25 protein-coding genes are annotated in these 15,151 nt (G+C 32.4%); 15 read left to right on the plus strand and 10 right to left on the minus strand.

Features of this window, described 5'->3' with window-relative positions:
• The 4 genes from H6411_RS02475 to H6411_RS02490 form a co-directional block, all read left to right on the plus strand.
• On the plus strand, window positions 1-557 hold a 557-nt coding region (locus H6411_RS02475), incomplete at its 5' end, for a hypothetical protein (RefSeq protein ID WP_216083066.1).
• An 86-nt stretch (window positions 558-643) separates the two neighbouring features.
• On the plus strand, window positions 644-916 hold the full coding sequence (locus H6411_RS02480; protein WP_216083067.1) for a hypothetical protein: 273 nt from the start codon (window positions 644-646) through the stop codon (window positions 914-916).
• Window positions 917-1,049: 133 nt separating this feature from the next.
• Entirely contained in the window at window positions 1,050-1,301 is a 252-nt protein-coding gene (locus H6411_RS02485; RefSeq protein WP_216083068.1) for a hypothetical protein, read from the plus strand.
• Window positions 1,302-1,380: 79 nt separating this feature from the next.
• The gene (locus H6411_RS02490) at window positions 1,381-1,872 is read left to right on the plus strand and encodes a hypothetical protein (protein WP_216083069.1); all 492 of its coding nucleotides are present in this window, start codon (window positions 1,381-1,383) and stop codon (window positions 1,870-1,872) included.
• Window positions 1,873-2,657: 785 nt separating this feature from the next.
• Here the strand turns inward: H6411_RS02490 and H6411_RS02495 are convergent.
• The 6 genes from H6411_RS02495 to H6411_RS02505 all read right to left on the minus strand — a co-directional run bounded on the left by H6411_RS02495 (window position 2,658) and on the right by H6411_RS02505 (window position 5,624).
• The gene (locus H6411_RS02495; RefSeq protein ID WP_216083070.1) at window positions 2,658-3,002 is read right to left on the minus strand and encodes a hypothetical protein; all 345 of its coding nucleotides are present in this window, start codon (window positions 3,000-3,002) and stop codon (window positions 2,658-2,660) included.
• 86 nt (window positions 3,003-3,088) lie between these two features.
• Window positions 3,089-3,445: a hypothetical protein gene (locus H6411_RS02500; RefSeq protein ID WP_216083071.1), complete on the minus strand. Its 357-nt coding sequence runs from the start codon at window positions 3,443-3,445 to the stop codon at window positions 3,089-3,091.
• 122 nt (window positions 3,446-3,567) lie between these two features.
• A complete protein-coding gene (locus H6411_RS05890) occupies window positions 3,568-3,699 on the minus strand; it encodes a hypothetical protein (protein ID WP_369408486.1) in 132 nt (43 codons plus the stop codon).
• A gap of 130 nt (window positions 3,700-3,829) precedes the next feature.
• Window positions 3,830-3,958, minus strand: coding sequence for a hypothetical protein (locus H6411_RS05895; protein WP_369408487.1), 129 nt, complete (start codon window positions 3,956-3,958; stop codon window positions 3,830-3,832).
• A gap of 537 nt (window positions 3,959-4,495) precedes the next feature.
• The gene (locus H6411_RS05900; RefSeq protein WP_369408488.1) at window positions 4,496-4,630 is read right to left on the minus strand and encodes a hypothetical protein; all 135 of its coding nucleotides are present in this window, start codon (window positions 4,628-4,630) and stop codon (window positions 4,496-4,498) included.
• A 586-nt stretch (window positions 4,631-5,216) separates the two neighbouring features.
• A complete protein-coding gene (locus H6411_RS02505; protein ID WP_216083072.1) occupies window positions 5,217-5,624 on the minus strand; it encodes a hypothetical protein in 408 nt (135 codons plus the stop codon).
• Between the two features lie 192 nt (window positions 5,625-5,816).
• Here H6411_RS02505 and H6411_RS02510 point away from each other — a divergent pair, with 192 nt between their 5' ends.
• The 7 genes from H6411_RS02510 to H6411_RS02535 all read left to right on the plus strand — a co-directional run bounded on the left by H6411_RS02510 (window position 5,817) and on the right by H6411_RS02535 (window position 9,754).
• Entirely contained in the window at window positions 5,817-6,257 is a 441-nt protein-coding gene (locus H6411_RS02510; RefSeq protein WP_216083073.1) for a hypothetical protein, read from the plus strand.
• Window positions 6,258-6,395: 138 nt separating this feature from the next.
• Complete coding sequence (locus H6411_RS02515; protein ID WP_216083074.1) at window positions 6,396-7,178, plus strand: hypothetical protein; 783 nt, start codon at window positions 6,396-6,398, stop codon at window positions 7,176-7,178.
• Window positions 7,179-7,271: 93 nt separating this feature from the next.
• Window positions 7,272-7,760: a hypothetical protein gene (locus H6411_RS02520; RefSeq protein ID WP_216083075.1), complete on the plus strand. Its 489-nt coding sequence runs from the start codon at window positions 7,272-7,274 to the stop codon at window positions 7,758-7,760.
• A gap of 240 nt (window positions 7,761-8,000) precedes the next feature.
• Window positions 8,001-8,129, plus strand: a complete 129-nt coding sequence (locus H6411_RS05905; RefSeq protein ID WP_369408489.1) for a hypothetical protein — start codon at window positions 8,001-8,003, stop codon at window positions 8,127-8,129.
• A gap of 23 nt (window positions 8,130-8,152) precedes the next feature.
• Complete coding sequence (locus H6411_RS02525; protein WP_216083076.1) at window positions 8,153-8,614, plus strand: hypothetical protein; 462 nt, start codon at window positions 8,153-8,155, stop codon at window positions 8,612-8,614.
• A gap of 56 nt (window positions 8,615-8,670) precedes the next feature.
• Window positions 8,671-9,141 (plus strand): hypothetical protein, encoded by a 471-nt coding sequence (locus H6411_RS02530; protein WP_216083077.1) that lies wholly within the window; start codon window positions 8,671-8,673, stop codon window positions 9,139-9,141.
• Between the two features lie 115 nt (window positions 9,142-9,256).
• Window positions 9,257-9,754, plus strand: coding sequence for a hypothetical protein (locus H6411_RS02535; RefSeq protein ID WP_216083078.1), 498 nt, complete (start codon window positions 9,257-9,259; stop codon window positions 9,752-9,754).
• 55 nt (window positions 9,755-9,809) lie between these two features.
• Here H6411_RS02535 and H6411_RS02540 read toward each other — a convergent pair whose 3' ends face one another.
• The 4 genes from H6411_RS02540 to H6411_RS02555 form a co-directional block, all read right to left on the minus strand.
• Entirely contained in the window at window positions 9,810-10,190 is a 381-nt protein-coding gene (locus H6411_RS02540) for a hypothetical protein (protein WP_216083079.1), read from the minus strand.
• 208 nt (window positions 10,191-10,398) lie between these two features.
• Window positions 10,399-10,539 (minus strand): hypothetical protein, encoded by a 141-nt coding sequence (locus tag H6411_RS02545; RefSeq protein WP_216083080.1) that lies wholly within the window; start codon window positions 10,537-10,539, stop codon window positions 10,399-10,401.
• Between the two features lie 259 nt (window positions 10,540-10,798).
• Window positions 10,799-11,311, minus strand: a complete 513-nt coding sequence (locus tag H6411_RS02550; RefSeq protein WP_216083081.1) for a hypothetical protein — start codon at window positions 11,309-11,311, stop codon at window positions 10,799-10,801.
• 1 nt (window position 11,312) lies between these two features.
• Window positions 11,313-11,675, minus strand: coding sequence for a hypothetical protein (locus tag H6411_RS02555; protein ID WP_216083082.1), 363 nt, complete (start codon window positions 11,673-11,675; stop codon window positions 11,313-11,315).
• 172 nt (window positions 11,676-11,847) lie between these two features.
• Here H6411_RS02555 and H6411_RS02560 point away from each other — a divergent pair, with 172 nt between their 5' ends.
• The 4 genes from H6411_RS02560 (at window position 11,848) to H6411_RS02575 (ending at window position 14,990) form a co-directional block, all read left to right on the plus strand.
• A complete protein-coding gene (locus H6411_RS02560; RefSeq protein WP_216083083.1) occupies window positions 11,848-12,006 on the plus strand; it encodes a hypothetical protein in 159 nt (52 codons plus the stop codon).
• A 27-nt stretch (window positions 12,007-12,033) separates the two neighbouring features.
• Window positions 12,034-12,906, plus strand: coding sequence for a hypothetical protein (locus H6411_RS02565; RefSeq protein WP_216083084.1), 873 nt, complete (start codon window positions 12,034-12,036; stop codon window positions 12,904-12,906).
• 3 nt (window positions 12,907-12,909) lie between these two features.
• Window positions 12,910-14,001 (plus strand): hypothetical protein, encoded by a 1,092-nt coding sequence (locus tag H6411_RS02570; protein ID WP_216083085.1) that lies wholly within the window; start codon window positions 12,910-12,912, stop codon window positions 13,999-14,001.
• 569 nt (window positions 14,002-14,570) lie between these two features.
• Window positions 14,571-14,990 (plus strand): hypothetical protein, encoded by a 420-nt coding sequence (locus tag H6411_RS02575; protein ID WP_216083086.1) that lies wholly within the window; start codon window positions 14,571-14,573, stop codon window positions 14,988-14,990.
• Window positions 14,991-15,151: the final 161 nt, after the last annotated feature.

The raw sequence follows: 15,151 nt of genomic DNA on the forward strand, positions 1-15,151 counted from the left end.
AAGTTAGTGGTGATGAGCCAATAAAAGAACAAGTGGAGGTAAAAGTTGTTGATGAACATCAACCTGGAGCCCTTCCTCTTGTAGTAGAGGAAGTAGTTATTCCTATTACCGAGAAAAAAGGATCAGAAGTTGTTGTTCTTCCAGAGAACCCGCAAGTTAATGAAAGTGAAGCATTAAGTGATTACCAAGATGAGGAAGAAAAACCAAAGAGAACTGAATTTAGTATTGATGGTTTTAATGATCCTGATTATGAGGATCCGCAGTTGAATTATTTAGATATTCCTAAAGTTGCAAACAGAGAAAGTTTAAATAAGGGAGGAAAGGACTGAGAGGAGTTTTTTGAGGACGAGAAAAATAGTATTATTGAGAATCATTTATCAGCTTTGCAAGATATAACCAAGGTTGAGATAACTAAGGATCATTTAAAGAAAATGTCTGTGCCTTATGGATCTGCATGATTAAGAAGGGGTTGTTGGCATGTGGATATTACGAAAGATAGCCATAAAGCTTTATGAAGTTCTGTCTGCACATTTTTTACTTCTCCTGTATCTGGATAGATGGCTTTGTAACCTATGTTTTCATCAGTGCCGGTTATGCATTTGTTGCTTAAAGTAGAATCTAATTTGCAATAGTTATTTAGAAAATGGCATCACAAGCGGCTATGGTTGGAGGAGGATTATTAGGCGCTACGGTAATAGGAGTAGGCAGCGCTTACGCAGCGGGAGCGTTTACTGTTACTTATAATGATTTTTTGGATTATGCCAATAAGAACAATTTTGAGTATATAGGGAATAAGGAAACTTCAAACGTTTTGGAGATCAAGAAGTTGTTGGATGTTGAGCAGAATAATTCTTATAGAGGTTTATTAAAGAAACATTGAGGGAACAACTGGGTTTTATATAAATGAGAAAAGTAAAAATTTTGGTTTTAGGGATTACGTAAAAGATTTTTTAAATAGAGAACACACTTCAATAGATGGCTCTAAATTAGAAACAAGAAAGTCAGAGTCAAATAATAAGGAGCACTTTACTGATCAAATCTTATATTTATTGATTCATAATCAGGATTGAAAGAGAGTATGGCCTAACAAGACAGAAAGTCCTATAGATCCAGCAAAACTTAGTCAGATTAGAGATTCTTTATTGCCGGATGTTATGAGATGATGTCAGGAGTTTGAAACAAAAGAAGATAGACAGGAAACAAGGGTACAGAACGAAAATGAATCTTATAACTATAAATCTGATGAAGAGATGTATTTAGCTGTATGTACTTCTGTAGAAAGTAGTAGATTGAAAGATTAATAAGAAATATTAAAAACAAAAGTTTTATTTAAAGAGAATAATCAGCATATTTTTATAATTTTTCTTAGATTAATTAACTATGGCATCACCAGCGGCAGTAGGCGGAGGGATTTTAGCAGCAGGAGCAATAGGAGTAGGCACTGCTTATGCTGCCGGCGCATTTACCGTTACTTATGAAGGTTTTGGGGATTATGCAAATAAGAATGGATCTACTTATATAGGAGACTTAAAGGATTCTGATAATGGTTCAGTTAAATGATTATTGGATAATGACAAAGATACGAGTACAAATGGTTACAGGAATGCACTTAAAGGAGTGTGAAACAATATGAATGATGTAGGTATAACTACTCCCACTAAGCCAATAATAACAGGCGATGCTGATTTAAGTCAGTTGTTTCCATCTACTGAAGATGTTTCTAAATCTTCAGAAATAGCTGCATTTACTAAAGCATGATGCGAGATTAGAAAAACAAAGAAATTAGGAGAAAATAAGACTTGAACTGAAAAAACTATTAAGGAAGATTCAGAATGAGGAGTATTTAAGAATGCGTGCTTAAGAACAAAGTAAATTTGAGATAAGTTTTTTACTTTAGAAAGTTAAAAATTGAATCTATTGAGAATTTCCGCTTTCTCAACATTTTTTAGCATCGAAAGTACTATTCGGCAGATTTTCTTTTACCATTCGGTCTAAACCTTCCAGCAACGCTTCTGTATCAGCCACTCTTATTCCTTTTAGTTTTTGGCATAACTCATTTAAGTCTTTTGGTTTCTGTCTCCTTTCTTTTCTTTCTATTTTTTCTTGCTCTAATTTTTTTCCTTGTTCTTCAAGCTCTTTATCTTTACTGTTTAGTTCTTCTGTTTCTTTTTCTTAAAGATAAAGCATATGAAATATATTTGGGGTTTTGATTATGTCTAAAGCACAAAACATTTTCTCCAATTAAGCAAGGCTTATCTTGAAGGTAAACAGAAGCAGTTCCAATTTTGTCTAATGTATGGCTTGATCTAGTGATTAATAGATCTCCTTTTTCGCAATAGTTTTTTTCGTTTAGTTCTTTTTCATCTGTGAATGAGATTACTTCATCTATGCATTCACTATATTCTTCATTTATTTCTGAATAAGTAATACAAGGGCAATTTCCTGTTCCTAGTTGTTCCTTAGAAATTCCTGACCCTCTCTTAATACCTAATGTAATAGAACCAATCGTTTTCCATTCTCAACCCCCCCTCTAATTAATTGATCTAATAGAGAAGTAATTGATTTCATGTATTAATTAGAGTCTAACGAAGGAAAAGCTATAGACTTGGATTCTTAGAATTTCAAATTAATATTTTTTGTTTGTTTTTTAGAGAAATTTAAACTTTGAATGGCATGTGTCCAGGAATAGAGCAATATTTTCATGCATCTTCTTTTTCATTATCATCAGGGTTTGATTTTTTATAGATTTCCCTGCAAATATTATTTAAGGCAGTGCTGTTGTGATCTCCTATAGGGGCATTTGCTTTTTTAAATGCATCACTTTTTGGAGGGTTATTTTTCCATCTTATTTCATATGATCTTCTTCATCATTTTCAATTTTTCATTTCTGATTCTTGAACAAATCAATTACTCTTATTGCCTGCTCAAGAAATAGTCTTTGAATTCTTTTTAAGTCCAGTATAGTTTCAGGTAGATTCTATATTTGTTACAGAATATCCCACACCCCCCCTACGGCGGCTAATAAACACGAAGCAATAGCTCCTTTAGTTTTTGGGGAGGTCATAATGTTTAGTTTTTTGTAACCATTCTATTTATGTTTTCTTGGTTCTTTTCCAGGAATAGAACAATATCTTCATGCATCCTCTTGTTCCTCTGTCTTAGCATCTTTGTTTTTATAAGTTTCTCAACATACTCTGTTTAGAGGGAAATCATCATATAGTTTTGAACCGGAAGTTATCTTCTTGAATTTTTCGCTTTTAGGATAACTATTTACGAATCTATTTTCGTAAGATCAATTTCATCATTTAAAGTTATTTCAATTTTTCTCATCAACAAATAATTCATGTTTTCCAGGAGCTCAAGAAATATTTTCTTTCCTTCCCGTAAGACCTTCATATTCTCATACAGGGTTCTTGGTTAAGTAGGTGTATCCAACCCCCCCCACTTACAATAGCGACAGCACTAGCACCAACTATAGCTTGCGCTTTTCCGGGCGTCATGATCTAGTATTTTGACTCTTTTAAATCCAGAACCTATATATTTAATAAGTAGAGGCTATTAATTGTATTATTTTCCGTATATAGAGCAATAAAGTAAAGCATCTGCTTTTTCATCGTCGGTAGATGATGGAGATTTGTAAACATTTCAACATACGGTATTTAAACTAGTGTCGTCGTATGATCCATATCCTTTATCCACTTGTTGAAATTTTGAGCTTTTAGGAGTTATTTTTTGCTTCCTATTTTTATAAGACCAATCTCATCATTTCTTATTTCTAATGCCTGATGCCTTTATAAATTCTTTTCCAGGAGCTCAAGAAATATTTTGGTTACGCTTTTCTAAACCTTTGTAATTTAATACAGGTATTCTGTTTGAGTAAAGGTAACCTGCCCCCCCCTACAATAGTTACTGTAGTAAGGCAAGTTCCTGCAGCAACTTTCTTTTGAAGTGTTGTCATAATTTTTAAATTTAATTTACCTTTGGAGTATATGAATCTATTTTTCAGGATGATTGTCTAATCTGAATTTTTAATATTAATTTTCACTCTGTATATAAAGATAAAGTTATTTATTCTTTCTTAGTTGGATCTTTTCCAGGAACTGAGCAATATGTTCAAGCGTCTTCTTTTTCATTGTTATCTTCGCTGTTTTTATAAACTTCTCAACAAATTCTATTTAAAGCAGTCATATCATATGGATCGGAACCGGAAGTTGCTTTTTTAAATTTTTCGCTTTTAGGATTACTTCCTTTCCATCTTAAGTTGTAGGATTGATTTCACCATCTACCATTACTGGCTCCTGATGGATTTACGAAAGAGTCTTTTTGATTAGACGCCCACTCAACTTTTGTGCTTTTCTTAAGTTTCGGATAATCTCAAGTAGGTTTTTTATTTAGTACTGCAAAGCCTACCCCCCCCCTATAACAGCTGTTGAAAGGCCAGCGGCGATAGCTACTTTGGTTTGTTTGGGAGTCATAATTCTTCTTATATTACTTTTTATCCTCTTCCTGTTTTAGAACAATAAAGTCTAGCATCTGCTTTTTCATCCTCGGTAGCATTACTCTTTTTATAGATCTCTCAACAAATTCTATTTAGAGGGGCATTACTATAAAGCTCAGCAGCTGAATCCACTTTTTTAAATTTATTGCTTCTAGGAGTAGTTTTCTTGAATCTATTTTCATAAGATCACTTCCATCATTTGAAGTTACCATAACTCCTTTCATCTACAAAAGATGACGATCTTTCATTAGCCCAAACAACTCCGCTTGATTTCCCTTTAAGCTCCGGATAATTTCAAGTAGGTATTCTTAGATAGGTATATCCTACCCCCCCCCTATTGCAACCAATGAAGTAAAACCTGCTCCTGCGGCCAGTTTTTTCTGAGTAAGTGTCATGACGTCTATTTATCTTGAGAATAGATATAAGCTTAACAGCAAATAACGTTAATTTAAATTTTTATATTTGTTTGTTTTTTAGTATGCAAGGCTTAAATTCATAAGTTAATGCCAATAAAAAAGACTTGTTTAGGCTATTTCTACTTAATTAAGTTATGTTAAATATGGGTTTAAGAAGATCTATAGAATCGGATAAATATAGCGATGCTAAAGGAATTGATGCTTTAGAAGGAAATGAAGAATAAATATAGAAAACTATTCTTATCTATCGTTTGCCCAAATAACTATAAAAAATCAAAAGCAATAAATTGTCTTATTAGATCTTATTTTCTGTTAACAAGATAGTTTTTTAAGTGATCAGAATCTCATGGAATTTCGTCACTTACTATATCGTCATAGTAAGGAGAAGTTTTTTCATCTCCTCATCTGTCAATTACAGCAGATATTAGCTTAAGATTCTTAGCTGCTTTTGTTTCTATATCAATTAATTTTTTGTATTCTTCATAAACTCCATTTAAATAAAAGACAAAATCACAACCAGCCATAATTTCCTCCATAGCTGCTGATATGGCAGAAGAGAAAGAAGATTGAAAAACAGGATCTTCTAGGGGAATCTTGCGGATAAGGTAGTTTAGCCCTGTCTTATCCAACATCTTTATTAATTCATTTAACTGATTCTCATAGTTTCAAGCAACACTTACGTATATGTTTATTGCTTTTCCGTGTTTCATGGTTAATTAGTTTTTTCACAATACAGTTTACATAAAAGCTTTTTGTTGCGTTAGATAAAGGGATATATTTTGTTTTTTAATTAATTTATTTCATTAATTCATTAAGAGAGAAGATTATTTTGGAAAAAAAGTATAGGTTTAAATTTCATTTTTTACTATTCGTAGATTTATAGTTTTTGAAATAATTTGAATATGTCTTATATAGATCCTAAGATTTTAAAAGTTGGTGTTATAGCCTCATCATCAGTAGGGGCGACAGGAGGTTTTGGTTTTCTAGCTGTTAATTCTTACGATTTAAAAGAAGTTAGTGAAAAAGATAGGCCTTTTAAGGGTTTAATTAAACACAAAATTAATGGTTTAGATATCAAATGAAAGTCAAATGCCAATCGTTTGCTTTATGTTTCAAATTCTTCAAAATCATTTTTGGATGAAGTAGCAAATCATTTGAATGTACTTAAAAAAGATGGGTATTTTGCTTGACTTGAAAAGCCTTGATGAATAATTACAAAGAAAAGCCAAACTACAGAAGAGATAGCTAAATGATGCAAGTTTAAATATGAATCGAAGAGTTTAAATGTTCCTTCTGATGAGGAGATAGCGGCATTTAATAAGTTTTGTGTTTTTGATAGGTAGATATCTTTATTAGAAAAGCGTCTTTATTTGTCGCTTTTGAACCTAATTGAGTTGGGCAACTGATTCATAAAAAAGAGAAATAAAGGGCTTTGTTGGCTTTATATAAATAGGAAAAATTATAAAGGTATAAACGATCATATGACTAAAGTAAATAAAGCTATTTCTATAGGTTCGGGAGTAACAGCGGTAATTGGCGGAACGGTAGGGGGAGTTTGTTCTTTAACTAAGAGTTCTTCTAAAGCTAATCTTGGTAATTCAAATTTAGTTGATAAGGAAAACGATAGACAGACAAGAGATGATGAATTGGATTTAGCTACTCAAAAACAAGAAGAATTAAATGAAGAACAAACGTTAGACGGGAAAACAAATATTGTTTTTCCTGAAGTAGATAGCTTGGAAGTTAGTGGTGATGAGCCAATAAAAGAACAAGCGGAGGTAAAAGTTGTTGATGAAAGTCTACCTGAAGCCTTTCCTCTTGTAGTAGAAGAAGTTGTTGTTCTTTCAGAGAACCCGAAAGTTCATGAAAGCGAAGCATTAAGTGATTACCAAGATGAGGAAGATAAACCAAAGAGAATTACATTCAGTATTGATGGTTTTGATGATCCTGATTATGAGGATCCAGAGACTGATTATTTAGAAACTGCCAAAATTGTTGAAAATAAACAATTGGATAAAACTGAACGTGTGTGGGAAGAGTTTTTTCAGCATTATAAGCATGACAAAACTATAGAAAAACATTTGTCTACTTTGAATTCTTTGACTGGAGTGAAGGTAACTCATGAGCAATTAGACAAAATGAAAGATGCTTATGGAACTATTTGGTTAAGAAGAGGATGTTGAAGTATCGACATTAATAAGCCTTCCCAGAAGGATTTGTGAAATGATATTTGCAAATTCGCAACTTCACTCGTAATTAAGTAAATCATTTTATTTTCTTTTGCCTATGTTTTTATCAGCGCTGGTCATGCATTTATTGTTTAAAGTAGAATTTGTCCTGTAATAGTTATTTAGAAAATGGCATCACAAGCGGCTATGGTTGGAGGAGGATTATTAGGCGCTACGGTAATAGGATTAGGCAGTGCTTACGCAGCAGGAGCATTTACTGTTACCTACGATGATTTTTTGGATTATGCAAATAAGAATGGTTTTGAGTATATAGGGAATAAGGAAACTTCAAATGTTTTGGAGATCAAGAAGTTGTTGGATGTTGAGCAGAATAATTCTTATAGAGGTTTATTAAAGAAACATTGAGGGAATATGAATGCAAACGATTTGAAAGAGACTTTAAATCCTAAGCCTACAAAAACATCAGGAGAGGTTGGAACTTTGTTTCCTGATACTGGAGCAATTTCTCAATCTGATGAGATTTCTAAGTTTGTGAAAGGGTGATGCGAATCGAAAAAAGATAAGACAGTTGGTCAGGATAAAAAGTGAACGAATGAGTCTATTAATAAAGCTTTAGACTGAGAAATATTTAGAGATATTTGTCTGAAATCTAGTTAGGTATTTTTCTGTCCCAAATAAGGCATAGAGACCATATTGGGAAAAAGAAGAATAGTTTTCGATCTTATTTTTATTCAGCGATAAGGATGTGTAATTAGATCATTTTAAGTGTGAAGATAAGTAAGGCTGCTGCTATCGGAGCAGGAGCAACAGCAGTAGTTTGCGGAACAGTAGGAGGGGGTTTGTTCTTTAATTAAGGGTTTTGCTAAGACAAATGAAGTCGAAGAAAAAAAGAATGACTTGGATTTAATTAATAAAGTTGATGAAAGTCAGTTGGATGTTAAAAATCAGGAATTAAAAGATGCGGAAGAAGAGTTAGATAGTAATTTTGATAAAGGTAAAGTAGAGCCGGTTGAAGAAAAAGTCTAGAAGAATCTAAATTAGAAATTTATTTGCCTGAAATTCAAGAATCAGTTGTTGTTCCAAAGGAAGAAGAATTACCTTTAGAAGAGGATACAAAGTTGGTTGTTGATCTTGAGAATTTGTTGGATGATGATGAAGAAGAACCAGTTAGAACTATATTTAGTATTGACGATTACAAAGAGCAAGGTTATGATGATCCGGACAAAGGATATTTAGCAGCTAGAAAAGTTGTTAGTAACGAAAGCTTGGAAGATGATGATGAAATTTGAGAGGATTTATTCGAAACTTTTCGAGCTGATAGTACTATTAGGAAGCATCTATCTACTCTAAATTCTTTAACCAAGGTAGAAGTGACGCAAGATAAGCTGAAAGATATGTCTAAATCTTATGGAGCTGCATGGTTAAGAAGGGGATGTTGACATACAGATATGGATGATACAGACAGCAAATCCTTATGAAATGATATTTGCAAAAACGGAATCGCAGATTAATAATTAAATACAAAAATAATCCATCTACTACCAAGTAGTAAAATATTTAAGTATTTATGACTTCGGCAGCCAAAGCATTGGTTGGTGCATCTGCTATTGGGGCTACAGGAGCAACTGGGTTTTATATAAATGAGAAAAGTAAAAATTTTGGTTTTAGGGATTACGTAAAAGATTTTTTAAATAGAGAACACACTTCAATAGATGGCTCTAAATTAGAAACAAGAAAGTCAGAGTCAAACAACAAGGAGCATTTCACTGATCAAATCTTATATTTATTGATTCATAATCAGGATTGAAAGAGAGTATGGCCTAACAAGACAGAAAGTCCTATAGATCCAGCAAAACTTAGTCAGATTAGAGATTCTTTGTTGCCAGATGTTATGAGATGATGTCAGGAGTTTGAAACAAAAGAAGACAGGCAAGAAATAAAAGTGCAGAACGAAAATGATTCTTATAACTATAAATCTGATGAAGAAATGTATTTAGCTGTATGTACTTCTGTAGAGAGTAGTAGATCAAAAAATTAGAAAAAAAGAAACTTAATTTGGGTTAGAGGTAATTTATAAAACAACTTTGAGCGAAAACACTTGATTTAAATAAGAAGATGGACATATTTTATAATTTCTTAGGTTAAAGTAGGTTATGCCATCCCCAGCAGCAGTAGGAGGTTGAGCTTTGGCTGCAGGAGCTGTAGGTGTGGGCACTGCTTATGCTGCCGGCGCATTTGCTGCTACCTATAAAAACTTTGATGATTATGCAAATAAAAATGGATTTATTTATATAGGGATTGTAGGAGATTCAGATAATAATTCAGTTAAGAAATTGCTAGATGAGGATAAAGGAACAAACAAAAATGGTTATAGGGATTTATTAAAAGGAGTTTGGAATAGTATGGATGATTCAGGCATAACGACACCTACTAAGCCAAAGATAACAAATGATAATGACTTAAGTCAGTTATTTCCTACAACAGATACTATTTCCAAATCTTCAGAAATAGCTGCATTTACTAAAGCATGATGCGAAATTAAGAAATTAAAAAAACTAGCAGAAGACAAAACTTGAACCGAAAAGACTATTAAAGAGGACTCAGAGTGGGGCGTATTTAAAAGCGCGTGCTTGAGAGAAAAACAAGCGTAATCTATTTACTTAATAGCACAAGAAAAGCTAAGTTTATTTTTTTATTCACTGTTTATTAAGATTTTCCTTCCGCTCAACATTTTCTAGCATTGAAGGTACTATTTGGTAGATTTTCCTTTACCATTTCATCTAAACCGTCAAAATACAAATCATTATTTGCCAACCTAATTCCTTTCAATTTTTCACACAATTCTTTTAAGTCCTTAGGTTTGCTTCTTCTTTCTTGTCTTTCTCTTGTCTCATTTTCTAATTTTTGTTCTTGTTTTTCTAATTCTTCCGCTTCCTTTTTTAAATTATCTATTTCACTATTAAGACTGTCATAATCAACAGAAACTTCTTGGTTCGTTATAACGTTGTACCCAAAACTCCCTGCTGCTCCTGTAGCTGCGCCAACAGCAGACATAGCAAACGATTTTAAAGCATCTAATACTAGCATATTAGTTTTGTAATATTAGACATCTTCCAACTCGTCCATTTTCTCTAATTGCTTTCTTATCCGGGAATACTTCTTTAAGAATTAAATTTACGTCTTCAATATCATTACCTTCATTAGCGTATTCACAAAATTTTTGCAACTCTCCATCAAGTATTTCTTGTTCTTTTTTAATTTTTCTTCTTTTTCCTTATTTGCATTTTCTAATTCTTTATTTGAATCAGTTAAATCCTTTGATTTTTTTTAATTCAATTGCTTTTTCGTTTTCTTCAGCGGGAGTTATCAAATATTTTGATCCTACTCCTATACCTATTGCAAGACCGGCTGTTGAGAAAACAATTTCTTTTGTCATTTTTGATTTTTTGTGAAAAGAAACGCCCTGTGTCATGTTAGATTATAGGATTCGTCAATATTAAGGGTTTTCATAAAAGGAGAAATAACCCACTTTAAGGCACGAGTGCCTTTTGTTTCATATATGATGATTATTCGAAAATTTTATTTATTTTCTTTTTTAAGTTTGATGTTGATTAGAGGTTTAAACACTTAATAATTTCTAAATCCGAAGTTTGTAATTTTTTTTTGCGTTTGCTTGATTCTCTATTGACCTTTATCTAAATTAAGCCTACTTCTTTCTTAACTTGATCCCTAAGATTCTTATTGATTACGTAGTCGCGTGTTGTTTTGTTTTTTGCTTTTAGCGAGTTTTTTATTTTGCTGTGCTTTGTGCCTCCTACATATTTACATTTATTGTCATTGGCATTGAAAGTGCTCTTAGGAAGATACCCTTTTATTGCTTTATTCAAACTTTCGCGATCAGTTTCTTTATATCCTCCAGCTAGTGTCATTTCTACACATAACTCTTCAAAATCTTTAGGAGCTTTTTCGTTTGCTTCTATTTTTTTTATGCCTTCATTAAGCTTATTTTGTTTCATATCTAACTCGTCCTTTTCCGCTTCTAAATTTTTATTCTCTTCTTCTAAACTTTTTATCTGTCCTTCAATTTTTGATTCTTTTTTTGTAGATCCCTGGTTAGTTACTATTTTGTAACCAAAACTACCTGCTACTCCGGTAGCTGCTCCAATTGCAGACATAGCAGCAATTTTGCTGATATCAAATAGCGACATATTAAGAAAATGTTGTTTCTATTTTGCATTCTTTATTTTTTCCTTTTTCTTCTATAAAAATTTTCGATTCTGGCAGTATTGTTTTTAAGATTAAACTTGCGTGATCAATATGCTGATCGCCGTTTTCGACCATTCTACATAGAGGAGAAAATTTGTTGTTGAAAACTTCCTGATCTTCATTTAACTTTTTGTTTTTGTTTTCATTTTCCTTTTTTAATTCTTCGTTTGTTTCTTTTAAATCACTTAATTGTTGATCAAGTTTTTTTAAATCTTCATTTTCTTCTTCCGGAACAGAAAGATAGTTAATTCCCAAACCTCCTCCTATTGCAAGGCCAACTGTAGCCCCAGCGATTTCTTTTGTCAATTTACGTATGTGTAGTAATAGTTAGATGCTAACTGATATCTTTGATAATAAGTGGCATGTAGATAAATAGGATTAATTGTTCTTCTATATTCAGCCTTTTTGTTTATTTTTCTACTTTTTGGTTTATTTTCGTAAGCGTGAATAAAATGGGCGACACAATTTCAAATTTATTATGGCAATTTCTACTGGATATTTGAAGGGAGGTGTAGTTGGTTTAACAGCTATTATTGGGGGAACTGGTTTTGGATTAGGTTTTTACTCAAGTGGCGGTTATCTTGGAGAAATAGATAGTGCTGATGTTTTTACTGGATTATCTTCTCCTATTTCTTAATATGCAGACGGGAGTTTTGGAGATAAGTTGAGTAAAGATAAGCTTGCGCCTGTTAATACAGGAACAAGTGATTCTATTATTGAGAATATATTGATGCAGGGTACATTGTTTTTCGACAATGTTCCTATTGTTTATCCTAAAGATCAATTATTTAGCGGTAGTCCTAGATTTACTTTAAAGCCTGTAGTTAAGGTTGTTAATGGAAAGAATTTTTATTTCTATGAAAGACCAGTTAAGAATACTGTAGATGCTTTTAAAGAAGCTTGCCAAGTTGCACTACAGGGTAGTTACAGCGAGGGGTCTACAGAGTTACAGCAATTAGAAAATTGATGTTCTGAACCTAAAGTTAAACATGTCTTAAAAAGACATGGTTTTGAGATTAATTCTGACGATGGAGTATTTAAAGAAGTAATAGGCGGTGGATGATTTAAGAAGGAGAACGATGTTAAGTATTGAGAAAAGCAAACATTTATTAAGAAAGAGTTAATAGATAATTTCCTTGGAACAGAATTAAAGGAGAGCGGTATTGCTGATTCAAGTAAGGTTAAGCAATCTCATATTCTTTCAGTTAAGTACAGATGTAGAGCTCTATTAGAAAAACCTTTCTCTAGAAAGTCTTTCTATATGCCTAAGAGTTACTGAGATCAAGATGATAGTCATGTAAATAAGAATTTGGATGAGCTCCAAGAAGCAGCTATTTTCTGCACTACACCTAGAACAGTAGAAGACTATATTACTAAAACTTTGCAAGGATCAGTTAAAGGGGAGAGCGAGTTAGATACTAGTGATGCTTGTTATTTAAGTAACCATGTAAGTGGTTTAAAGGATAAGAAAACTTATTGACCGTTTGGAGGTAATGGTTTTTGATGTGGAGTTAGGTTGTTGTACAAACCAAGATAGATCATGTCCATTCTTTCCGCTATTGTTAAGACTTTAGTAGCTACCGGAGTTACTTCTGGAGCAGCAGGAGTAGGTTCAAAAATATATTTGAAGAATGGGCATGGATTTGGAACTATGAATGTTGCTGCTGTTTCTGAAGAGAAAAAACCTGTAGTCAAAAGAGTAACTTATGGATCTGAGTTAAAGGAAGTTGGGTATCAGTTAGTAGAGACAAGTACAGATAAGTCTGTACTACTGAATATCATGATGGAAAGGTTGGATCCTACTAAGAGCAGCCTTACTTATACTGCCAAAACTAGGTTTTCTGTTAGTCCTAAAGTTGTTTTTGAAACTAAAGAATTTAAAAGTAGGGTAGGTTCTACTGATTATTCATTGACTGTACTACAAAAACCAGATGAGAAGTATGTAGATGAATGAAAAACAGCATGTATTACTGCTTTAGATAAAGATGTAACTAAAGAACAATTGAAAGTTAACTCTTCAAATGAAGGAAAAGAGTTAGCTAGATTAAGAGAATGGTGCACTATACCTTCAGTTGAACAGGTATTGAAAAGACATAAACTTAAACCTTTAAATACAGGTAATTCAAGCGATGACGAAAAGTGAAAGAAGGTAATAGCTGGAGGGTGATTTAAGAAAGAAAATAGTAAGAAGAATTGAGAAGATCAATCATTTATTACTGCATCTGATTTGGAAACTGTTGTTGGAAAGGATGAAAAGGGTATTAATAGCGAAGATGATGTTGATGAAAGCAAGATAAATGTTTTTAAGAATAGATGTAAAGAAGAATTGAAGAAACCTTTTGTAAGGAATAATTTCTATTTAACTACTCAGTTTATTAAAGGTATTTCAGGAGAGCCGAAGTTAACTATAGATCCTTTTCAAGAGGTAGCTCTATTATGTGTAGAGTCTATGACTGCTGAAAAGTATATAAAGGATGCTTTGCAAGGGGATGTTAAAGAAGCAATGGATTTATCTTCAAGTGATTACTGTTATATGAGTGATACAGACTATAGCAAATGAACAACAAATAATCCTTTAGGAGGTAAGACTTTCTGATGCGCTGTTAAGGCTTTGTATAAAAACAAGGGTTAAAAATTCATTTATTTTTACATTTCTGTAGGATACAGAATTTGAGTTAAAAAGAATAGTAAATGTGAATAAACTTTTATGGAAGAATCATAAAGATTGTTGGGGGATCTAGTGATTCTTCTCTGGAAGTTTAAATTCTGATATTAATTCGGGATTAAATATATAAATATCAACATATAGTACTGTGAAGTAGCAATCTCTTTAGTAAGCGGTTATTTAATAAAAGGCGAGGAGATTTTTATTAGAAAGGTTTTGGCAGGTAAGTTCTGGGTTTTAATTCCTCCTGTTGAGTGAGATGTTTAAAGGAATTTCTGAATTTGATTTTTAATTAGAAAAGAAAGAACTTTAGACGAGGTTGATGATTAATTTCCATTTAATGAACTTGAGCGGAAAATAGAAGTTGTTTGTGTATTGGTGATTTTTTTGTTTCTAAGAATTCTAAGTATTTAAGAGAGATATATATTTGTTTGCATAAAAGTTCTTACTGTTAGTAAGAACATTAAGAATTTAATTTTTGGTTTGCGTTTTTAAATATGAGTGTTGCGTATGTATATAATTTTGCGATAAAAATCATGGGTTTGCTTTTATCCATGCTGAGTTTTATGTTTGTTTTGTTAAGGATATATGTCTCTGGCATTGTATTCCTAAACTGTAAAGGTTGTTTTAAAGAAAAAGCGGTTGATAGCGCTGAAAATGGAACTGTTGCGTTAACGGTGGATGAATCCACAAAAGAATCATCGACTTTAGCTTTAATCTCTAGTTCTGAAGAGTCTACTTCTTCTGGAAAAACTTTAGAAGTTTCGGATGAAACAAAAAGTGAAAATGGACGAGAAGATACTGCTATTTCTTCTTTAGAGTCGACCGTCTCATTATCAGAAAAAACTTCTGAAATTCAAGAGACAAGCAAACCCGTTTCTAAAGAACTACCTAAAAGAAGAACAAAGGGACGATATTATGGTAATTTTGTTTCTTTTGATTTCAAGTGAAGGTAAGCGATTTAATAGGACAAAAACATTGAATTTGTTTTCTTGCATTAAGGTTTGCCAGTTTGAAAAGATTTAATTAAATATGTTTGAATTAAAGAGAAAGCTTGTTTAATCGTTTTTATTTGTTCAGTAGAAAAGGGCTTTATCCGATTTTTTATTATTAATTT

Source organism: Candidatus Mycoplasma haematohominis, assembly GCF_902712995.1.
GTDB lineage: Bacteria > Bacillota_I > Bacilli_A > Mycoplasmatales > Mycoplasmoidaceae > Eperythrozoon_B > Eperythrozoon_B haematohominis.